The following is a 16682-nucleotide window of genomic DNA, read 5'->3' as shown; positions in this document are numbered from 1 at the left end:
TGGGATTATCTCTTTTCCGCGTTTAAAAATATGCATACAAGTGTATATATGTAGTAAATGTTTTGATACGAAACACAAGCGACGGAAAAGAGGTGTCCTAACCATGAATAATGATTTTAGATTCCCAAATGCTAAACATTTCTTTAGTTGGTTAACATGGCTATCAATTATTGCATTACTTGCAGTAATCGTACTTAATTTTATTGTATATAGCACATTCAAAAGTTTTAATCATTTTACTTTAGCGTTTGAATTCCATCAAACAGAGTTAATATTCTTAATTACTTTCTCAATTATTGCGATTATCAGCATTATTATGTATTTAATTTTAAAATTATTTAAACATTCATAAAAAAAGAAAGTGGATTGTAATCTCCACTTTCTTTTTTTGTATTATTTAGGATAAGATACTATAACTGTTTGAAAATCGTGTCATCAACAATGATTTCTACATTAGGATGTTGATGTAGGATCGATGCAGGTAATGACTCAGTGGGTTCACTGTTTAATAATTGATGAATCGCATCACGTTTACGTTCACCAAATGCTAAGAGTATGATTCGTTTCGCACGCATGATGGAATTTAATCCCATTGATACAGCTTGTTTAGGTACATCATCAATATGATCAAAATGCACACTGTTGGCATTAATCGTTGATTCGGTTAAATCAACGACACGTGTTTCACTTTCAAAAGATGTGCCTGGCTCATTAAAACCGATATGGCCATTTTCACCAATACCTAATAATTGGATGTCTGGTTGACCTATTTGCTTCAAGCGCGCTTCGTAACGTCGTGCTTCCTCCTCTAAATGATCAACATGCCCTTGAGGGATATGAATGTGATCTTCATTCCAACTATCATTATGATCAAATAATAATTGATGCATATACGTATGATAACTTTGAGCATGCGAAGGTTCTAAACCTACATATTCATCTAAATTGAACGTTTGAACATTTGCTAAATCAACGTGATTGGCTGATAGCAATTCTGAAAAGCGGGGATAGACATCCGTCATCGTGCCACCAGTAGCAAGGCCCAATATCGCATCAGGTTTGTCTTTAGTCAGTTTCAATAGTTCAATGGCAACATAATCACTCGCCAGTTTTTTGTCTACTAAGTTTGTTATTTTCATGATTTATGCCTCCAAATTAAGATGTTATTTCTGTTGGACAGCTTCTATAAAACGTTCAGTGATTTGTTTAGGACGTGTAATTGCACCGCCAACAACCGTGCAATGTACGCCTAAATCGCTTACCTTTTTATACATTTCAGGGGTAATGACATTTCCTTCAGCAATCACTTTGGCATTAACCTTTTGCAATACTTCTTTCAAGAATTCAAAATCATTCTCAAAGAGAATGTGTCCCTTTGTATAAGACGTATACCCTCGTAATGTTGTGCCAATGTAATCAAAGTTTAAATGATCTGCATTAATGGCTTCTTCAACTGTTGAAATATCAGCCATAATTTCAACATGAGGTGCTTTCTCTCGAATGTATTGAACTAATGCCTCAAGTGACTCCTTAGGACGCGATTGGGTAGTGGCATCTAAAGCGATTACCTCGCAACCACTTTCGATTAATTCGTCAACCTCTTTAGAAGTTGCGGTAATAAATACATTTGAACCCTCATAATCTCGTTTTACAATTCCGATAACCGGTAGTGATACTTCTTCTCGAATCGCTAAAATATCTTCTTTCGTATTAGCACGAATTCCAACTGCACCACCTTGATAAGCGGCAAGCGCCATTTTTGACATAATAAATGATGAGTGCAATGGTTCGTCAGGTAACGCCTGACATGACACGATTAATCCGTTTGGTAACATTTTTAAACACGCTCCGTCTTTTCAAAATTGTAAATAGAAATAGCATTGTAATTGATTCGTTTATTCATTCATATCATAACATTAAGAAAATATTTATCAATTTATAAACCACATTTGAAAAATATTTTCAAATATACTACAGTTTAACTAACTTAATTACGAGGTGATGTAATGAAATTTGAAAATCGTATTCAACGAAGCCGTCATTTGTTAACGAAAATGGATAAAAAAATCATCGACTACATACAAACACATGAACTTGATGAAAATTTCTCAACGATTAATTCTTTAGCCTATGCCATAGGGACATCACCAGCTACAATCACAAGATTTAGTGGGAAATTGAACTATGCCAACTTTCAAGATATGAAATTTAATTTGCAACATGAAAAATCAGAAAAAGTAGTTGAAAATGCGCCACTTGTTCAACTGATTCATCGTTATCATCAAAATATTATTCAACAAACGGGTGAATTTATTTCCGAGGAAAAGATTAAGCGTTTAGCACATAATTTGAAGACATGTCGCCAAGTCAATTTCGCGGGATTAGGAAGTTCAGGATTAACGGCAAGTGAATTTTATTATCGAACGATGCGCATGGGTATTAAAGGATCTGTGTCGACAGATGCACATCAAATGAAGATTTCTGCATCGCTATTGTCATCGAGAGATATGTTTGTCGCTATTTCAAATAGTGGTGAAACGTTAGAGTTAATTGAAGCTGCGAAGATTGCACAAAAACAAGGTGCCTATGTGGTTGTGATAACCAACTTTGAAGGAAGTACGCTCACTAAGAATGCAGATTTAGTATTAATTACGACTGCACAATCCAGCAACAATGATTCGAAATTTATTAATTCACAAATCGCGACACATTTTTTATTAGATTTAGTCAGCTATATACTACTTAATGACACACATATGCATCACGTGTATCAACAAACGCGTCATGTCATTTTAGGTGATGAGAAAGAATGAAAAAGGGGGCGTGGGACGACGAATTCAATGTGAATGCATCGAATTCTGTCCCGCTCCCCTAACGCTATAGCCTTATAGTTGAGTGATTGCACCAAATAATGCGGCATGGTTTTCTGTTTGAGTGGTTTGTATCTTAGCAATGCCGTAATCAGAAGGTAGATAGTGATGGATTTTAGGTTCGATGTATTTAAGTAATGTGTTACCTTGAGATGAAATACCGCCACCTATCAGAATAAGGCTTGGATCATACATAATTTGAATTTGTGCGATACCTTCAGCAACATAATGACTCCATTGATCAAGAATGTGAATGGCATCTTGATGATTCTTTTCAGCTAAATCAAATAACTTAGGTACGTCGGTGCCGTGTTCAAACTGATTTACCGTCATTAGGGCTTTAAGTGCAGAAGTTGAGGCACGTTGCTCGAATGTTTTACCATCTTCTTGTCGATACAGTAAATAACCAATTTCATTTGCGCGATGACGTGACCCTTGATATATACCAAGCGTTGAATTATAAAATGCACCCCCGATACCAGTGCCTAAAGTTAAACAAAAAATATTATCCTCTTCATAATGGTGGAGTTTGAGTTCCCCTAATAATGCAGCATCCACATCATTATAGACAGCGATATCAGACGATAAATCTTTAAAGACCTCGAAGAATTGCGTACCGTCGTAATTTGGAATGGTCGGACCGGTATAAATAATCTGACCTAAATCCGAATCAACGACGCCGGCACTTGAAATACCAATAAATGGATTGTTAAGTTGATATTGGCTCATAAACCCTTCTACCAATTCATACACTTTATCTACTATACGTACATTTATATTATCTGGCGTTTTAATCTTTTGATAATCAATCATTTCTAAATCATCATTAATGACTGCTACTTTAATATTTGTTCCACCTATATCTACAGCTATTTTATACATTGAGGTACCTCCTTATTCGTCTTTATTATAACGACACTTCAAATCGAAGTAAGCGTCATCCCTCCTTTTGAAAAATATTTTCACTAATTTTAGAATATTTTGTTAAATCTTTTCAAAAGTAGTTGTTTAAGAAAATGATAGCGTTTACAATTCGAAGTGTAAATAGAAATTTATTGTAATTGAATTTATCTCAAAGTTTATAAAAATGAATTTGAATAAAAATTGGTTTGGAGGAACGTGACATGGAAGATAAATTAAAAGGTTTATATGCCGCATTACTTGTACCATTTGATGAACATGGTCAAGTCAAAGAAGAAGGGCTCAAACAAATCGCCAAAAATGCGATTGAAACTGAAAAACTTGATGGCTTATATGTGAATGGTAGTTCTGGAGAAAATTTCTTAATTAGTAAAGAACAAAAGAAACAAATCTTTAGAGTTGTGAAAGAAACTGTTGGAGACGATGTGAACTTAATCGCGCAAATTGGCTCATTAGATCTAAATGAAGCGATTGAACTAGGGAAATATGCAACTGAATTAGGTTATGATGCATTATCAGCAGTTACACCATTCTATTATCCATTCTCATTTGAAGAAATTAAGCAATACTATTTCGATATTATCGAAGCAACGCAAAACAATATGATTATTTATGCAATCCCTGATTTAACAGGTGTCAATATTAGTATTGAACAATTTGGCGAGCTATTTAACCATGAGAAAGTTGTTGGCGTGAAATACACTGCACCCAATTTCTTCTTATTAGAACGAATTCGTAAAGCATTCCCTAATAAGCTCATATTATCAGGATTTGATGAAATGTTAGTTCAAGCCACAATCTCAGGTGTCGATGGGGCGATTGGTTCTACATACAATGTGAATGGTCGCCGTGCACGACAAATTTTTGATTTAGCACGTGAAGGTAAAATTGCTGAAGCCTATCAAATACAACACGATTCAAATGACATCATTGAAACAGTATTAGGTATGGGCATTTATCCAACATTAAAAGAAATATTAAAGTCTCGTGGTATCGATGGCGGCTTACCTAAACGTCCATTCAAACCATTTGATGAAACACATCGTGACGCATTAGACACTTTAATTAAGCAATATGATTTATAAGCAAACTGAGACGATTTAACAACAGAATATGAAGCACAAGGGGTGTTGATTATGCATCAAGTAGGTTTTGGGGCATGGAATTGGGTAGCTGTTATTGGTTATCTAGTCATTATGTTATTAATTGGAGCGTACTTTACTAAAAGAGCTGGTAAAGATACGGATAGTTTCTTCACGGCAAGTGGTCGCTTACCTTCATGGGCCATTGGTTTCTCGATTTATGCGACAACATTAAGTGCCATTACCTTTATGTCTACACCAGAAAAAGCATTTTTAACGGATTGGGCATACATAGCTGGTAATATTGCGATTGTCGCAATTATTCCAATTTTAATTGCTTTTTATGTACCATTCTTTAAAAAGTTACGTGTAACATCAGCGTACGAATATTTAGAAGCACGATTTGGTCCAAGTATTCGTGTCATTGGATCATTATTATTTGTTATCTTTCATTTGGGACGCATCGCTATCGTAATTTATTTACCGACACTAGCCATTACAGCAGTATCTGATATGAATCCATATATCGTAGCTAGTTTAGTAGGGATTTTATGTATTCTTTATACGTTTTTAGGTGGATTCGAGGGCGTTGTATGGAGTGACTTTATTCAAGGCGTTATCTTACTTGGCGGGGCATTATTGATTATTATCATCGGTGCTTTTGAAATCAAAGGTGGTTTCGGCACCATTGTCAGTGACGCAATCGCCAACAAGAAAATTATTAGTGCAGATAACTGGAAATTGAATTCAGCAGCGGCTGCGATTCCAATCATTTTCCTTGGAAATATCTTTAACAACTTACACCAATATACTGCGAGTCAAGATGTTGTTCAACGTTATCAAGCATCAGATTCAATGGACGAAACGAAGAAATCATTATGGACCAATGGTGTATTAGCGTTAATCTCTGCACCTATCTTCTATGGTATGGGAACAATGATGTATTCATTCTATCAACATGAACAAGTCTTACCTAAAGGATTCAATACATCATCAATCGTGCCGTACTTTATTCTAACTGAAATGCCACCATTTGTAGGTGGGTTATTGATTGCTGCTATATTTGCAGCTGCACAATCAACGATTTCATCAAGCTTGAACTCAATTTCAGCATGTATTTCAGAAGATATTAAACACCGTTTCTTTGGAAAAGGGGCAGACAAAGCAGAAGTTAACTTCGCACGATTAGTCATTGTTGTGGCAGGCTTATTAAGTTATGGTATTTCAATATACTTAATTGCTGCTGATTCAAATAACTTATGGGATTTATTCTTATTAATCACTGGATTATTTGGTGTACCACTGGCTGGTATCTTTGCAGTAGGTATCTTTACGAAGCGTGCCAACACATTTGGCGTCTTAGTAGGTTTAGTTACAGGCGTAGTGATCGCATACTTACTCAATGGTGTCGGAGGCGGAAACTCACCATTCTATGTATCAATTATTTCTTTCGTCGTGGCCTTCGTCTTTGGCTACTTAGTAAGTCTGGTTGTACCAGCTAAAAATGCGAAAGATATTACTGGATTAACAATCTTCGATAAAGATAAACCATCAACATATATTTCTAAAGTAGTAGAGAAAAAATAATATTTTGTTGCGAGTTGGACACAAGTTTTTGTTCGACTCGTATTTTATGCCTCTAGAGTTATGCTAAGATAAAAATGAACTATAAAACAAATAGAGGTATCATCATGAAATTATTAAAGATTATAGGTATGTTTATTCTAGCACTACTAATCATGAGCATTACGCATTGCATCCATCTTCAGTGACTTAATTCCATTTTTAGGTATAGACGCTATTCTACAAGGGTTATTATATGTTATCTTTGCATTTCTCGTTGTTCGATTATTCATCATGCGTGTATTTAAAGATAATTTAAAAGCATATCGCATCACGAAACCTAAATTTAATATCATCTATGTGGTATTAGGTATAGGTTTACCAGTAGCAGTTTATGCGGTATATTTCATCTTTGTACCAGGTGATTTCATCGTACATCATTTTAGTACTTTGAATGATACATTGCACACGTTTTTCTGGTCTATCTTTGTAACAGCCATTGGTGGCGCAATCGTTGAAGAAATGGTATGCAGAGGTTTCTTGATGGTGTATGTTGAGAAGAAGACGAATATCAACGTTGCCATTATTTCCACGGCAATCTTTTTTGGTGCCATTCATTTGTTAAACGGTGGACTAAATGTAACTAGTTTCTTCTTATTATTAATTAGTGGTTCATTAGTAGGTATGATGTTTGGTTTAGCAACTTATACATTCAATACCATTTGGGCAAGCATTACATTACATTTTTGCTGGAATTTATCCCAAATTGTATTCATCACTGAAAAGGAAAGCCAGTATAGCATATGGCAGTATGTCGTACATACTAAGAACATAGCAATCACAGGCAATCAATTTGGTTATGAAGCATCAGTGATATCCATCGCTGGATATGTATGCATGATTTTAATTTTACTAACAATTAAGCGAAAGCAAGCATAAGGGAGTGGGCAGAATTCTTTTAAATTCGTCGTCCACTCCCAGCTTGCTTTGCTTGTAGAATTTCTTGATGAAATTCTCTTTGCTAGGGTCCCGACTCCCAACTTGCTTAGCTTGTAAAATCACTTTCGTGATTTTTTGTGTTGGGGCCCCGCCCACCCCCGCAAGGATGATTAGAACTGAGAAAAGCTTGAATTAAGCGCCTTCTCAGTTCAGTCAGCTACTGCGAATTTGCTAAATAGCTTCATTATATTATTTATGTCCCAGGCTTTTAGTTATTTATACTGAACGTTCATATTTTTTATTCAACTTCAAGAGCATACTAATTAGTATAGAAGCACACAGAATACTGCTAAATAAAATTGGATAAAAAATATTAGAGATATTAAACAATACACCGGCAAGTAAATATCCAATTGGTGCAACGCTTTGAACAACACTCGTCATTAAACCGAAGTATCGACCTTTATAATTTTCTGGAATAACTTTTTGTAAATATATCATAGCTGAAATATTCATAAATTGGATTCCTACGCCAGTTAAAAAACGTGAAACGCTATAAATAATAAGTATAAAACTCGGATTAAAATGTACTATAAAAGGAACAGATAATATACCCATACTTATACCAAGAATCAATGATCCAATGATGTTTCTATCAAACGTACTTTTTATAAATTTAATATAAGGATAGACAATTGCCATTAGAAACATTGATATAGTCGTAATCGATTCTATTAGCCCTAATGATTTAGAATCCATATGAAAATATTGAGCAAAACTAGTCGAAATACCAACATTACTAAAAGCCAAAAAGAAATTAGAAATAACTCCAATACTTAGTAAGACAATGAGGTCTTTATGTGGTTTGATAAATTTAAGAATCCCTGTTTCTGTCATTTGGTTTTCTTCAATAGTTTCTTTATTCTTTTCAGATGTTTGTTCATGATTGAATTTGATGAATAAAAAAAGTACCAATGATAATAGTTCAGTTATTATCATAATAATTAAGAAATCCGATAAATGAATAAACGCATAAATCGTTCCACCAAGAATAGGTGCTACAATGGAAACCATTCTAATGATTGCTTCACGATTTGAAACAGCTTTTTCTAATAAAGTGTCCCCAACTATTCCGACTAGACCACTTGTGAATGTTAATCCTACAATAATATCTGTTATCGTAAGAATAATCAGCAATATAAAAATAGTTATAATATTGTCTAATAAATGATTAAATACAATAAAAATTGGAATAATACATAAATTAATTATTTGTCCTATTATTACGAGTTTCTTTTTAGTATAATGATCAACTAATTTACCTATTAAAGGTGCGCATAAGACCTCTATAATGACTAAAGTAACAAGGTAAGTTGTGAAATAAAGTGGACTTTTGTAGTCATAGAGTAATTTAAATGACAGGGCAAAGATGAATAGTTCACTGCCAATAATGCTTATTAAGGTAAATAATAACAGTAAATAGTAATTTCGCTTCATTTTAGGTCACCCCCACAATATAATATCTTTATAATACCATTTATCAGAATTTTTAGAATATAAAGGTTGTATCATTTAAGTTTTCAATTCTGTTAATTTATATAATTTTGTACGATATACTCTGACTGTGAATATATTTAATACTGATAAATAAAAAAGGAGATTTGATATGAAAAAGTTTATATTATTCATTTCAACATTAGTATTAACCCTTTCATTAGTAGGATGTTCGTCATCATCGGATGAGAAAGATTCTAAAGATACATCTTCAGATAATAAGCAGTCACACAATAGTTCTAAACATAATCATAAGATACCGAAACATATTTTTGAAAAAACAACCAAAAATCAGAAGATTTCTGAGGGTACGATCAAAAAAGATATTAAAACCTATTTAGATACCGATAGAAAACTAACAGATGCTAGAGAGCCATACGAGGACAAGTTAGACTCTGACGAAAAATTATCTAAAAAGAAAGAGCAAAAATTCAATCATATTGTTGACTTACAAGAACGAAATTTAAAAAACTTTGCCAATTACATAAAAATTAATCAGATGCCTAACAAAGAATATGAACAATACACTAAAAAGATAAGTAATTATATGATAGCAATTTATCAAACAAATCAACGTGCGTTAAATTTAGATGAAAATGCATCATTAAAAGATATTCTCGATATTAATAAAGATAAAAATATTGCGAATGGTCGAGAACAAGCAAAAATTGAGAAATTTTTAAAAGAGAAAAATATCCAAACCATTGCATTTGATAAATAAAAATAAGCAGGACTTCGACGGGATGAAGTCCTGCTTTTACTGTGTAAGTAATCATTTCTAAATTAAGAAAGATTTAAGATTAAAGAGTGACATTATTTGTTATGGTAGAACTAGCTTCAGACACTTATGTTTAAAAAGTACCATGAAATAACTTACTAAAATCATGATGCCACTCACACCGTTATGAATCATGTGAACCATCATACTATCTCTAACATTACCACGACGATGGTAAGCTAGATAGAATATCATGCCCATCATCGTATACATTAGAACAGCTACCCAATTTGAAATACCATGCTGAGAAGCAAAGATAAGGGATGATAAAATGAATGGTAACCAGAATCGTGTACGTTTAAATAATGTTTCTTTGAAGATGCCACGATAAACAAGTTCTTCTAAATAAGGTGCTACAAATGTAATCGTAAGTACGAAGATAATGAGCGGAAAGACTTGCCCTAATTGATCAGGTGTTGGTTTAGCCGCATTCATATCACCTAATAACATTTTGTCATTTTGTGTTTGCATCGAACCTGTAGCAAATAACATTAAATATGACATACCTATAACGATGATTCTAAGAAGTACGGCCCAACCAATGTTAATCGCAATCGCTTTGCCTGTGAATTTTTTAGGTTCTTCATACGTATGACGTTTATAATAGCCTCTAACAAGCCATATCACTATAGCAGCGATTAATAAATAAATGATGGTTACTAATGTACCAGTCAATGTATCTATATAAATAGAAAAGCTATAGATAAACATGATACTAACTAACGGAATTTGAATCAGTAACATCCAGCCAATGAAAATGAGGGCACGCACAAACTTATTACCCTTTGGACGATGTTCTTCAATATGTATATGCTCCTTGGATGTCAATGCTTCATTTGAGGAAGTGGTTACATTAGCATTTGTATTCAGATTCTGTTGATTCGTCATAATAAACCCACCTTTGTCTAGAAATAGTAAACTTTGAACATGAATACTTCATTATGAATGTAACATATATTTGACATTTTTAATAGGTCACTTGCTAAGAATAAGTAATTTTAACTTAAAATTAACAATTCAAATAATAATGCTAGGAGGCGAACGGTGGCACAACATGATACGAAAAAAGACTTTCAAATTCCTCATAAACCTTATTGGAAGTTGCTATTACAATCCCTATGTTTAATCATTATTTTATTTGCTGGGGCGCACGGTCCAAGCAATATAGAAGAATGGTTGATTTACGGCTTTTCAGGTTTGATTTTTCTTACTGCATATTTAAAAATAAAACGCCTTGAAGTACCGATAATCATACACATGCTTGGTAATATATTCGCTACATTTCAAAATTATTTTTGGTAGAGAAGCGCTAAAGTTATAGTATATACGTAATAAAAAGCAATGCCCAAGTTTTGGTGGGCATTGCTTTTTATCTTAATTACACTCGATTTTTAAGTGTTTACCAGGAAGGCTGTCTAATAAATAAGGATCATGTGTGATCATAATAAGCTGTAACGTATTCAAATTTCGTAACATTTGAATAATGATGTCTTCATTGATCACATCAAGATTCGTTGTAGCTTCATCCAAAATTAATATCTCAGGTTCAACGAGTAGGGCTTTCGCAATCCACAAGCGTTGAAATTGTCCGCCACTCAAAGTGCACACTTTTTTAGATAATAAACGTTTGTCGAGTTGACATTGTTCGATGACACTTAAAATCTTATCGTCATGTAGACGTTTAGGAATATTAAAGTGCTTTAAAGGTTGTTTCAAAACCCATGAAACAGTTTTTTTAGGATCTAATGTATTGGCATTATATTGCGGAACGTATTGAATATGTTTCATCCAGTCGTGACGTGACACGTGTCCGAGTGTCATCTCTTTATAGCTTATGATACCTTCATAACGATTATCCAAACCAGCAATGATTTGTGCGAGTGTCGACTTACCGCTCCCACTTGTACCACTAATAATTAAATGATCATCATTTTTAAGTTCGAAATTAAAGTTTTTAAAAATTTGCTTTTCAGAAAATGATTTATTTAAAGATTTAATCTGCAACATATCGGTATCTCCTATGTGCCAATTCAATTAATTGTTGAGTGTATGGGTGTTTAGGGTTCGCTAAAATCTCTTCAGCCTTGCCACTTTCAATTATTTGTCCGTTACGCATCACACTAATATGTGTTGCGTAATTCATCACTAAACTTAAGTCATGCGTGATAAATAAGAGTGTCATATGATGTGCTTCGACAACATGATGTAATAACTTCATTAAGTGATTGCGATTGTCAAAATCTAATGCGCTAGTTGGTTCATCTACAATCAAGAATTTGGCTTCTCTTACAATTGACATCACTAACGCAATACGTTGTGCCATACCACCACTCAATTGAAAAGGATAGTCATGAAGTAAAGCTTCTGGATGTTCTAAACCTAAATGTCTAAATTGGCGGTATACAAATTCATGTTGTTGCTGTCGAGACCATTGCGTATGCAATGCATCAAATAGGGCATCAAAATGCTTTTGGATACGTACGTTTTGGAAGAAATTACTATTGGTATCTTGGAACATAGCATCCGTATTATTTAAATCAATATCGATTTGACCTTGATATTTTAAATGCGGAGGGCACATATTCAAAGCCGTCCGTGCTAGTAAAGATTTCCCACTGCCACTCTCCCCAACTAAACAATGAAAGCTACCTTCTGTGACATTAAAATCTATATCGTTCAATAATACTTGATGTCCATCATAAACAGAGACATTGTTCAACTTTAATAACGTGTTTAGCGTGTGTATCGACGATTGAGTATTTGACATATGAGCGCGAAACCTCCTAACAATAGTCCTGGAAAGAAGAATAACCAAGGCGCTGAGTAAAAGTAACTCTTACCGTCATAGAGTATTGCACCTAATTCGGGCAACGGCGGTTTTACGCCTAATCCAATAAAAGCTAATCCAGAAATACTAAGCATTAATTTACCAAAATCTGCAGTGATTAATGCAGTTACGTTACGTATTAGGTGTGGAACAATGTGGTGTATCGTTGTTTGTGTCTTCGTAAGGCCACTCAAAGATGCGAATTTAACAAATGGTTGCGTTTGTACATCACGTGCCAAATTTCTAAAGTAACGTAAGTAGCGTCCTAACCAGCCAATCATCAAGGCTAGGCATAAACCGATAATTGAGTTATTGATAAAACCTAATACCACAAGGGCGATAATAATAGATGGTAAGGCAATTAACATATCGGCAAGTGCCATTAATAACGCATCCAGCCAACGACCAATCAGTGCAGCTGCTAGCCCTAATACAAGTCCTAATACAACGGTGCCAAAAATAATAAGCGTTGTTAAACCGAGTGTAACCATACTACCTACAAATAAGCGTGTGAAGAAATCACGACCTAAATGATCAGTACCTAAAAGGTGGTGCAGACTCGGTGGCAATAGTGCCTCAGATTGATGAATCATATTTGCTTTATCATAGAGCAGTGTAGCAAGTATGACTAAAATAACTGCCACGATAGGCCATATCCAATGTTTAATCTTCATATGTAATTCGGCCTCCTGACTTTCTTGACAATCTTAGACGTGGATCACTCTTCTCAAGTAAAACATCGCCGAAGAAATTAAGCACCATTATAAAAGTAATAATCATCATTAATATGCCTAAAATCACAGGATAGTCACGCAAATTAATGCTGTTGATGAGTAACTTACCTAATCCAGAAATACTAAATATGACTTCTAAAATGATCACACGACTAAATAAATGAATAAAATTATTAATGGTAATCGTCATGAGTGGCGCTAATATTTCTTTTACTTGTACGTAGATACGATCTTTTAATTTGTACCGACGCAATTGGGCTAATTGGAAAGGTTGACTTTGTAAGGTGCTTTCAAAAAGGTGACTGCTTAATAGCAACATATGACTACCTTCTACAAGAACGAGTATAACAATTGGAAGAACAAAGTATTCCCAACTATTACTTCCTACAAAGGGGAACAGATGCCATTTCACACCAAAGTAATAAATGAAAATAATAGCTAGCCAATATTCTGGTAATGATGTTATGACTTGAGCAATACGAGTTAATACGACTGACCACTTTTTCCGTGGATGATTGCCACATAGATAACCGATGACGTAACTAATAGGAAACAGTATGATAGCTGAACCAATAATTAGTTTAATCGTTGGTGTAATTGCCTGGGAAATACGTTCTGTTACAGGTTCACCATTGCTGAAACTCGTACCAAGATCGCCTGTGAAGACATTACCTAACCATTGTACATAGCGAACAGGCATTGCCTGGCTTAAACCGAGTTTATCTTGAGCCATTTTGATACGTTCAGGTGTAATTTGAGCGACACCATGTTCTTGTAAGTATTGAACGGCAGGATTGCCAGTTGTGTTCTCCAAAAGAAGAAAGAGCACAAAAGAAATAATGATTAAATAAATGAGTAGTCGGATGAAATGTTTTACGATGTTAGTCATTATTTGACACCTTCAACTTATCATAATTTAGCGGTGCATCTGTTTGCCCTGAGAACTCGAAATGCTTGATTTTAGGACTGGTTACAAATGTCTCATTAGGATAGGAAATTGGGACAATGAGATATTGTCGGTCAATATAAGATGATAGCTTATCAAACGCATGTTGTCGGTCACGCATATTGATGATCGTCGGGAATTGATGAATCATAGATGTTAAAGTGGCATCGTCTGCAAACACACCGGGACGCGTACCATCTTGTTTAAATCGTGCATTCAAGAAATTGTATGGCATTAATGCATTCGTATATGTTCGATAATAAATGAGGTCAAAATCTTTACGCACCGTTAATGTTTCATAATATGTTTGTGAATCTAAAATAGTAATATCGAGTTTAATACCTACTTTTTTAAGGTCTTGTTGCATAATTTCCGCTTTCGTCTTCCATTCTGGAAATTCATCGGTTTGTAGTGCGAGTTTAAATGACAGTACACGGCCGTCCTTTTCAAAATAACCATCATCGTTCATCTTGTAACCTAAAGAACGGATGAGTGACTGAGATGTTGAAGGGTCGTAATCATGGTCAGAATGATTATTTGAATTGACGTATTGAACATGTTGTTGAAATAGACCTTTCAATTTCTTATTCGGTGATAAGTCATCTGTATTAATTGCTTTGCTAATTGCCTCACGCATTGTCTTATCTTGTAAGATTTTATGCTGTGGATTAAATCCCATAAATTGCGTTTCTGTACTTGGTGACGTATGTACAGATAATGCTTTGTTTCTATGCGACTCTTTTACTTGTTGTGGCGTCATTTGACCTAAGGAACCACCCGTAATATCAATAGAATGACTCTCAATCGCTAAATGTCTTGAATCGCTATCCTCAATCGATTGAAATGTTAGATTGTAGTTAAGGGGATGGCCATTACGGTAATATGTATTTGGTTTGAAGCTCACAGTTTCATTGGTTGAATCTGCAACTTTAAATGGACCTGTGCCGATTGCTTTCTCAAATTTACCAGTTGTCTTGCCGTCTTTAACTGCATGTGGACTCATAATGCGGAGCGGTCTAACTTGAGACAACTCATTTAGCACTTGGTTTGATGGCGATTTTAATTCAATCTCAACGGTATGTTTGTCCTTTATTGTGACAGATTTTAATTTATCTAACGTTTCCATAGGATCTGTTGTATCTGTTGCCTTCGCACGTTCAATCGAAAATTTAACAGCCGATGCATCAAATTCAGAACCGTCATTAAATTTTACATTGTGCTTCAAGTGAAAAAGGTAGTGTTTACCATCTTCTGAAACGTCCCATGATGTAGCAAGTCCAGGTTCAATCTTGCCATTTTCACCATAAGTCACAAGCGGTTGATAGATGGCATTGTATACAGGCATAGGGGCATCAAAACCTTGTGCATCAAGTTGTTTTGTATTAAATTCACGAGGGAGCGAGACTTTTACCTCACTGTCATCATTGTGATGTTGAGCACAACCACTTAACATAAGCATCGCGCACATAGAGAGCGAATAGCATATGCGCTTTTTCAATGTTTTACCTTCTTTCCATTGTATTCATCATTATTTTTTATAATAGAGTTTAGTTATGAAAAAATATTTTTCCATCAATAGACATTATTATATGATACACCCTATACAAATTCTTTGAAATGATAAATTTGTGAATAGATACGTAGAGGTTTTCCAATTTTGAAAATAAGGGAGTGGGACAGAATGCTTTTAAATTCGTTGTCCCACCCCCGCAAGGATGACTAGAACTGAGAAAAGCTTGATTAAAGCGCCTTCTCAGTTCAGTCAGCTACTGTGAATTTGCAAAATAGCTCCATTATATTATTTATGTCGCAGGCTTAATGTGTTTCACCTAATGCAACTTTAGTATCATCTTCTTTAGAAATGGCTTTAATAGCAGCAGTTAAACCTTTCGCTATTGTCTCAATAGACATCGATGGTTTCCCAGGTTTATCTGTCACTTGTTCTGGGATAAACGGCACATGAATAAATCCAAATAACAAGCCAGGGTATGATTTATCAGCGAGATAACCTAATTGATATAAGACATGATTACAAACAAAAGTGCCAGCGGTATTCGATAAACTTGCTGGGATGCCAGCTGCTTTAATCGCTTCAGTCATCGTCTTGACAGGTAGATTTGAGAAATAGGCAGGTGCTCCATCTTCTTGAATAGCTACATCAATTGGTTGATTTCCTTTGTTATCTGGAATACGTGCATCATCTATGTTGATACCAACACGCTCAGGCGTCAGATCATAACGCCCACCAGCTTGACCAATAGACAAGACCACATCGTAATTGCCATTTGCTAACTCTTTATCAATGACGTCTTTAGATTCATGAAAGACGGTTGGAATTTCTAACTTTGAAATGGTATGTTCACCAATTATGTCCTCTAATTGCTTTACTGCCTCTAATGCAGGATTAATCTTTTCCCCGCCAAATGGATCAAATGCTGTAACTAAAATTTTCATTATTCATTTCCTCC

At 34.7% G+C, this 16682-nt stretch carries 18 protein-coding genes; 7 read left to right on the top strand and 11 right to left on the bottom strand.

Features of this window, described 5'->3' with window-relative positions; genetic code table 11:
* Positions 1–103 precede the first annotated feature (103 nt).
* Positions 104–352 (top strand): hypothetical protein, encoded by a 249-nt coding sequence (locus tag AK212_RS07365; protein WP_053030067.1) that lies wholly within the window; start codon positions 104–106, stop codon positions 350–352.
* Between the two features lie 58 nt (positions 353–410).
* Here AK212_RS07365 and nagB read toward each other — a convergent pair whose 3' ends face one another.
* A complete protein-coding gene (nagB, locus tag AK212_RS07360) occupies positions 411–1139 on the bottom strand; it encodes a glucosamine-6-phosphate deaminase (protein ID WP_053030066.1) in 729 nt (242 codons plus the stop codon).
* A gap of 24 nt (positions 1140–1163) precedes the next feature.
* The gene (locus AK212_RS07355; RefSeq protein ID WP_053030065.1) at positions 1164–1835 is read right to left on the bottom strand and encodes an N-acetylmannosamine-6-phosphate 2-epimerase; all 672 of its coding nucleotides are present in this window, start codon (positions 1833–1835) and stop codon (positions 1164–1166) included.
* A 171-nt stretch (positions 1836–2006) separates the two neighbouring features.
* On the opposite strand from AK212_RS07355, the gene AK212_RS07350 reads away from it, so the two are divergent.
* Positions 2007–2813 (top strand): MurR/RpiR family transcriptional regulator, encoded by an 807-nt coding sequence (locus tag AK212_RS07350; RefSeq protein WP_053030064.1) that lies wholly within the window; start codon positions 2007–2009, stop codon positions 2811–2813.
* 72 nt (positions 2814–2885) lie between these two features.
* On the opposite strand, the gene AK212_RS07345 is transcribed toward AK212_RS07350, so the two are convergent.
* Entirely contained in the window at positions 2886–3752 is an 867-nt protein-coding gene (locus AK212_RS07345; RefSeq protein ID WP_053030063.1) for an ROK family protein, read from the bottom strand.
* A 242-nt stretch (positions 3753–3994) separates the two neighbouring features.
* On the opposite strand from AK212_RS07345, the gene AK212_RS07340 reads away from it, so the two are divergent.
* From AK212_RS07340 to AK212_RS07330, 3 genes are all read left to right on the top strand, one after another.
* A complete protein-coding gene (locus AK212_RS07340; RefSeq protein WP_053030062.1) occupies positions 3995–4876 on the top strand; it encodes an N-acetylneuraminate lyase in 882 nt (293 codons plus the stop codon).
* Positions 4877–4927: 51 nt separating this feature from the next.
* Positions 4928–6460 carry a sodium:solute symporter family protein gene (locus tag AK212_RS07335; RefSeq protein ID WP_053030061.1) on the top strand — a complete coding sequence of 511 codons (1533 nt, stop codon included), beginning with the start codon at positions 4928–4930 and terminating at the stop codon, positions 6458–6460.
* Positions 6461–6730: 270 nt separating this feature from the next.
* Positions 6731–7375 carry a CPBP family intramembrane glutamic endopeptidase gene (locus AK212_RS07330; protein WP_231119753.1) on the top strand — a complete coding sequence of 215 codons (645 nt, stop codon included), beginning with the start codon at positions 6731–6733 and terminating at the stop codon, positions 7373–7375.
* A gap of 276 nt (positions 7376–7651) precedes the next feature.
* Here the strand turns inward: AK212_RS07330 and AK212_RS07325 are convergent, their stop codons facing one another.
* The gene (locus AK212_RS07325; protein WP_053030060.1) at positions 7652–8872 is read right to left on the bottom strand and encodes an MFS transporter; all 1221 of its coding nucleotides are present in this window, start codon (positions 8870–8872) and stop codon (positions 7652–7654) included.
* A 169-nt stretch (positions 8873–9041) separates the two neighbouring features.
* On the opposite strand from AK212_RS07325, the gene AK212_RS07320 reads away from it, so the two are divergent.
* Positions 9042–9650 (top strand): NDxxF motif lipoprotein, encoded by a 609-nt coding sequence (locus tag AK212_RS07320; protein WP_053030059.1) that lies wholly within the window; start codon positions 9042–9044, stop codon positions 9648–9650.
* Positions 9651–9749: 99 nt separating this feature from the next.
* Here AK212_RS07320 and AK212_RS07315 read toward each other — a convergent pair whose 3' ends face one another.
* The gene (locus AK212_RS07315; protein ID WP_053030058.1) at positions 9750–10595 is read right to left on the bottom strand and encodes a CPBP family intramembrane glutamic endopeptidase; all 846 of its coding nucleotides are present in this window, start codon (positions 10593–10595) and stop codon (positions 9750–9752) included.
* A gap of 156 nt (positions 10596–10751) precedes the next feature.
* Between AK212_RS07315 and AK212_RS07310 the strand changes: the two genes are divergently transcribed.
* Entirely contained in the window at positions 10752–11009 is a 258-nt protein-coding gene (locus AK212_RS07310; protein ID WP_053030057.1) for a CPBP family intramembrane glutamic endopeptidase, read from the top strand.
* A 72-nt stretch (positions 11010–11081) separates the two neighbouring features.
* Here the strand turns inward: AK212_RS07310 and AK212_RS07305 are convergent, their stop codons facing one another.
* The 6 genes from AK212_RS07305 to pcp all read right to left on the bottom strand — a co-directional run bounded on the left by AK212_RS07305 (position 11082) and on the right by pcp (position 16668).
* Positions 11082–11714: an ATP-binding cassette domain-containing protein gene (locus AK212_RS07305; protein ID WP_053030056.1), complete on the bottom strand. Its 633-nt coding sequence runs from the start codon at positions 11712–11714 to the stop codon at positions 11082–11084.
* A complete protein-coding gene (locus AK212_RS07300; protein WP_053030055.1) occupies positions 11701–12474 on the bottom strand; it encodes an ATP-binding cassette domain-containing protein in 774 nt (257 codons plus the stop codon). The genes AK212_RS07305 and AK212_RS07300 overlap by 14 nt, the downstream gene beginning before the upstream one ends.
* Positions 12441–13208 (bottom strand): ABC transporter permease, encoded by a 768-nt coding sequence (locus tag AK212_RS07295; RefSeq protein WP_053030054.1) that lies wholly within the window; start codon positions 13206–13208, stop codon positions 12441–12443. Before AK212_RS07295 ends, AK212_RS07300 begins: the two co-directional genes overlap by 34 nt.
* Complete coding sequence (locus tag AK212_RS07290) at positions 13198–14157, bottom strand: ABC transporter permease (RefSeq protein WP_053030053.1); 960 nt, start codon at positions 14155–14157, stop codon at positions 13198–13200. The genes AK212_RS07295 and AK212_RS07290 overlap by 11 nt, the downstream gene beginning before the upstream one ends.
* A complete protein-coding gene (locus tag AK212_RS07285) occupies positions 14150–15712 on the bottom strand; it encodes an ABC transporter substrate-binding protein (RefSeq protein ID WP_053030052.1) in 1563 nt (520 codons plus the stop codon). Before AK212_RS07285 ends, AK212_RS07290 begins: the two co-directional genes overlap by 8 nt.
* A gap of 317 nt (positions 15713–16029) precedes the next feature.
* Complete coding sequence (pcp, locus tag AK212_RS07280) at positions 16030–16668, bottom strand: pyroglutamyl-peptidase I (protein ID WP_053030051.1); 639 nt, start codon at positions 16666–16668, stop codon at positions 16030–16032.
* Between the last annotated feature and the right edge of the window lie 14 nt (positions 16669–16682).

The organism is Staphylococcus borealis (assembly GCF_001224225.1).
Lineage (GTDB): Bacteria > Bacillota > Bacilli > Staphylococcales > Staphylococcaceae > Staphylococcus > Staphylococcus borealis.
Note: the sequence above shows the minus strand (reverse complement) of the source record. Positions and strands in the feature narration are given on the sequence as shown.

Coding starts and splice junctions, on each gene's coding strand:
- pcp (WP_053030051.1), bottom strand. CDS start 16,668: ATGAAAATTTTAGTTACAGCATTTGATCCATTTGGCGGGGAAAAGATT.
- AK212_RS07320 (WP_053030059.1), top strand. CDS start 9,042: ATGAAAAAGTTTATATTATTCATTTCAACATTAGTATTAACCCTTTCA.
- AK212_RS07305 (WP_053030056.1), bottom strand. CDS start 11,714: ATGTTGCAGATTAAATCTTTAAATAAATCATTTTCTGAAAAGCAAATT.
- AK212_RS07340 (WP_053030062.1), top strand. CDS start 3,995: ATGGAAGATAAATTAAAAGGTTTATATGCCGCATTACTTGTACCATTT.
- AK212_RS07300 (WP_053030055.1), bottom strand. CDS start 12,474: ATGTCAAATACTCAATCGTCGATACACACGCTAAACACGTTATTAAAG.
- AK212_RS07345 (WP_053030063.1), bottom strand. CDS start 3,752: ATGTATAAAATAGCTGTAGATATAGGTGGAACAAATATTAAAGTAGCA.
- AK212_RS07330 (WP_231119753.1), top strand. CDS start 6,731: ATGCGTGTATTTAAAGATAATTTAAAAGCATATCGCATCACGAAACCT.
- AK212_RS07365 (WP_053030067.1), top strand. CDS start 104: ATGAATAATGATTTTAGATTCCCAAATGCTAAACATTTCTTTAGTTGG.
- AK212_RS07295 (WP_053030054.1), bottom strand. CDS start 13,208: ATGAAGATTAAACATTGGATATGGCCTATCGTGGCAGTTATTTTAGTC.
- AK212_RS07350 (WP_053030064.1), top strand. CDS start 2,007: ATGAAATTTGAAAATCGTATTCAACGAAGCCGTCATTTGTTAACGAAA.
- AK212_RS07355 (WP_053030065.1), bottom strand. CDS start 1,835: ATGTTACCAAACGGATTAATCGTGTCATGTCAGGCGTTACCTGACGAA.
- AK212_RS07315 (WP_053030058.1), bottom strand. CDS start 10,595: ATGACGAATCAACAGAATCTGAATACAAATGCTAATGTAACCACTTCC.
- AK212_RS07335 (WP_053030061.1), top strand. CDS start 4,928: ATGCATCAAGTAGGTTTTGGGGCATGGAATTGGGTAGCTGTTATTGGT.
- AK212_RS07325 (WP_053030060.1), bottom strand. CDS start 8,872: ATGAAGCGAAATTACTATTTACTGTTATTATTTACCTTAATAAGCATT.
- AK212_RS07290 (WP_053030053.1), bottom strand. CDS start 14,157: ATGACTAACATCGTAAAACATTTCATCCGACTACTCATTTATTTAATC.
- nagB (WP_053030066.1), bottom strand. CDS start 1,139: ATGAAAATAACAAACTTAGTAGACAAAAAACTGGCGAGTGATTATGTT.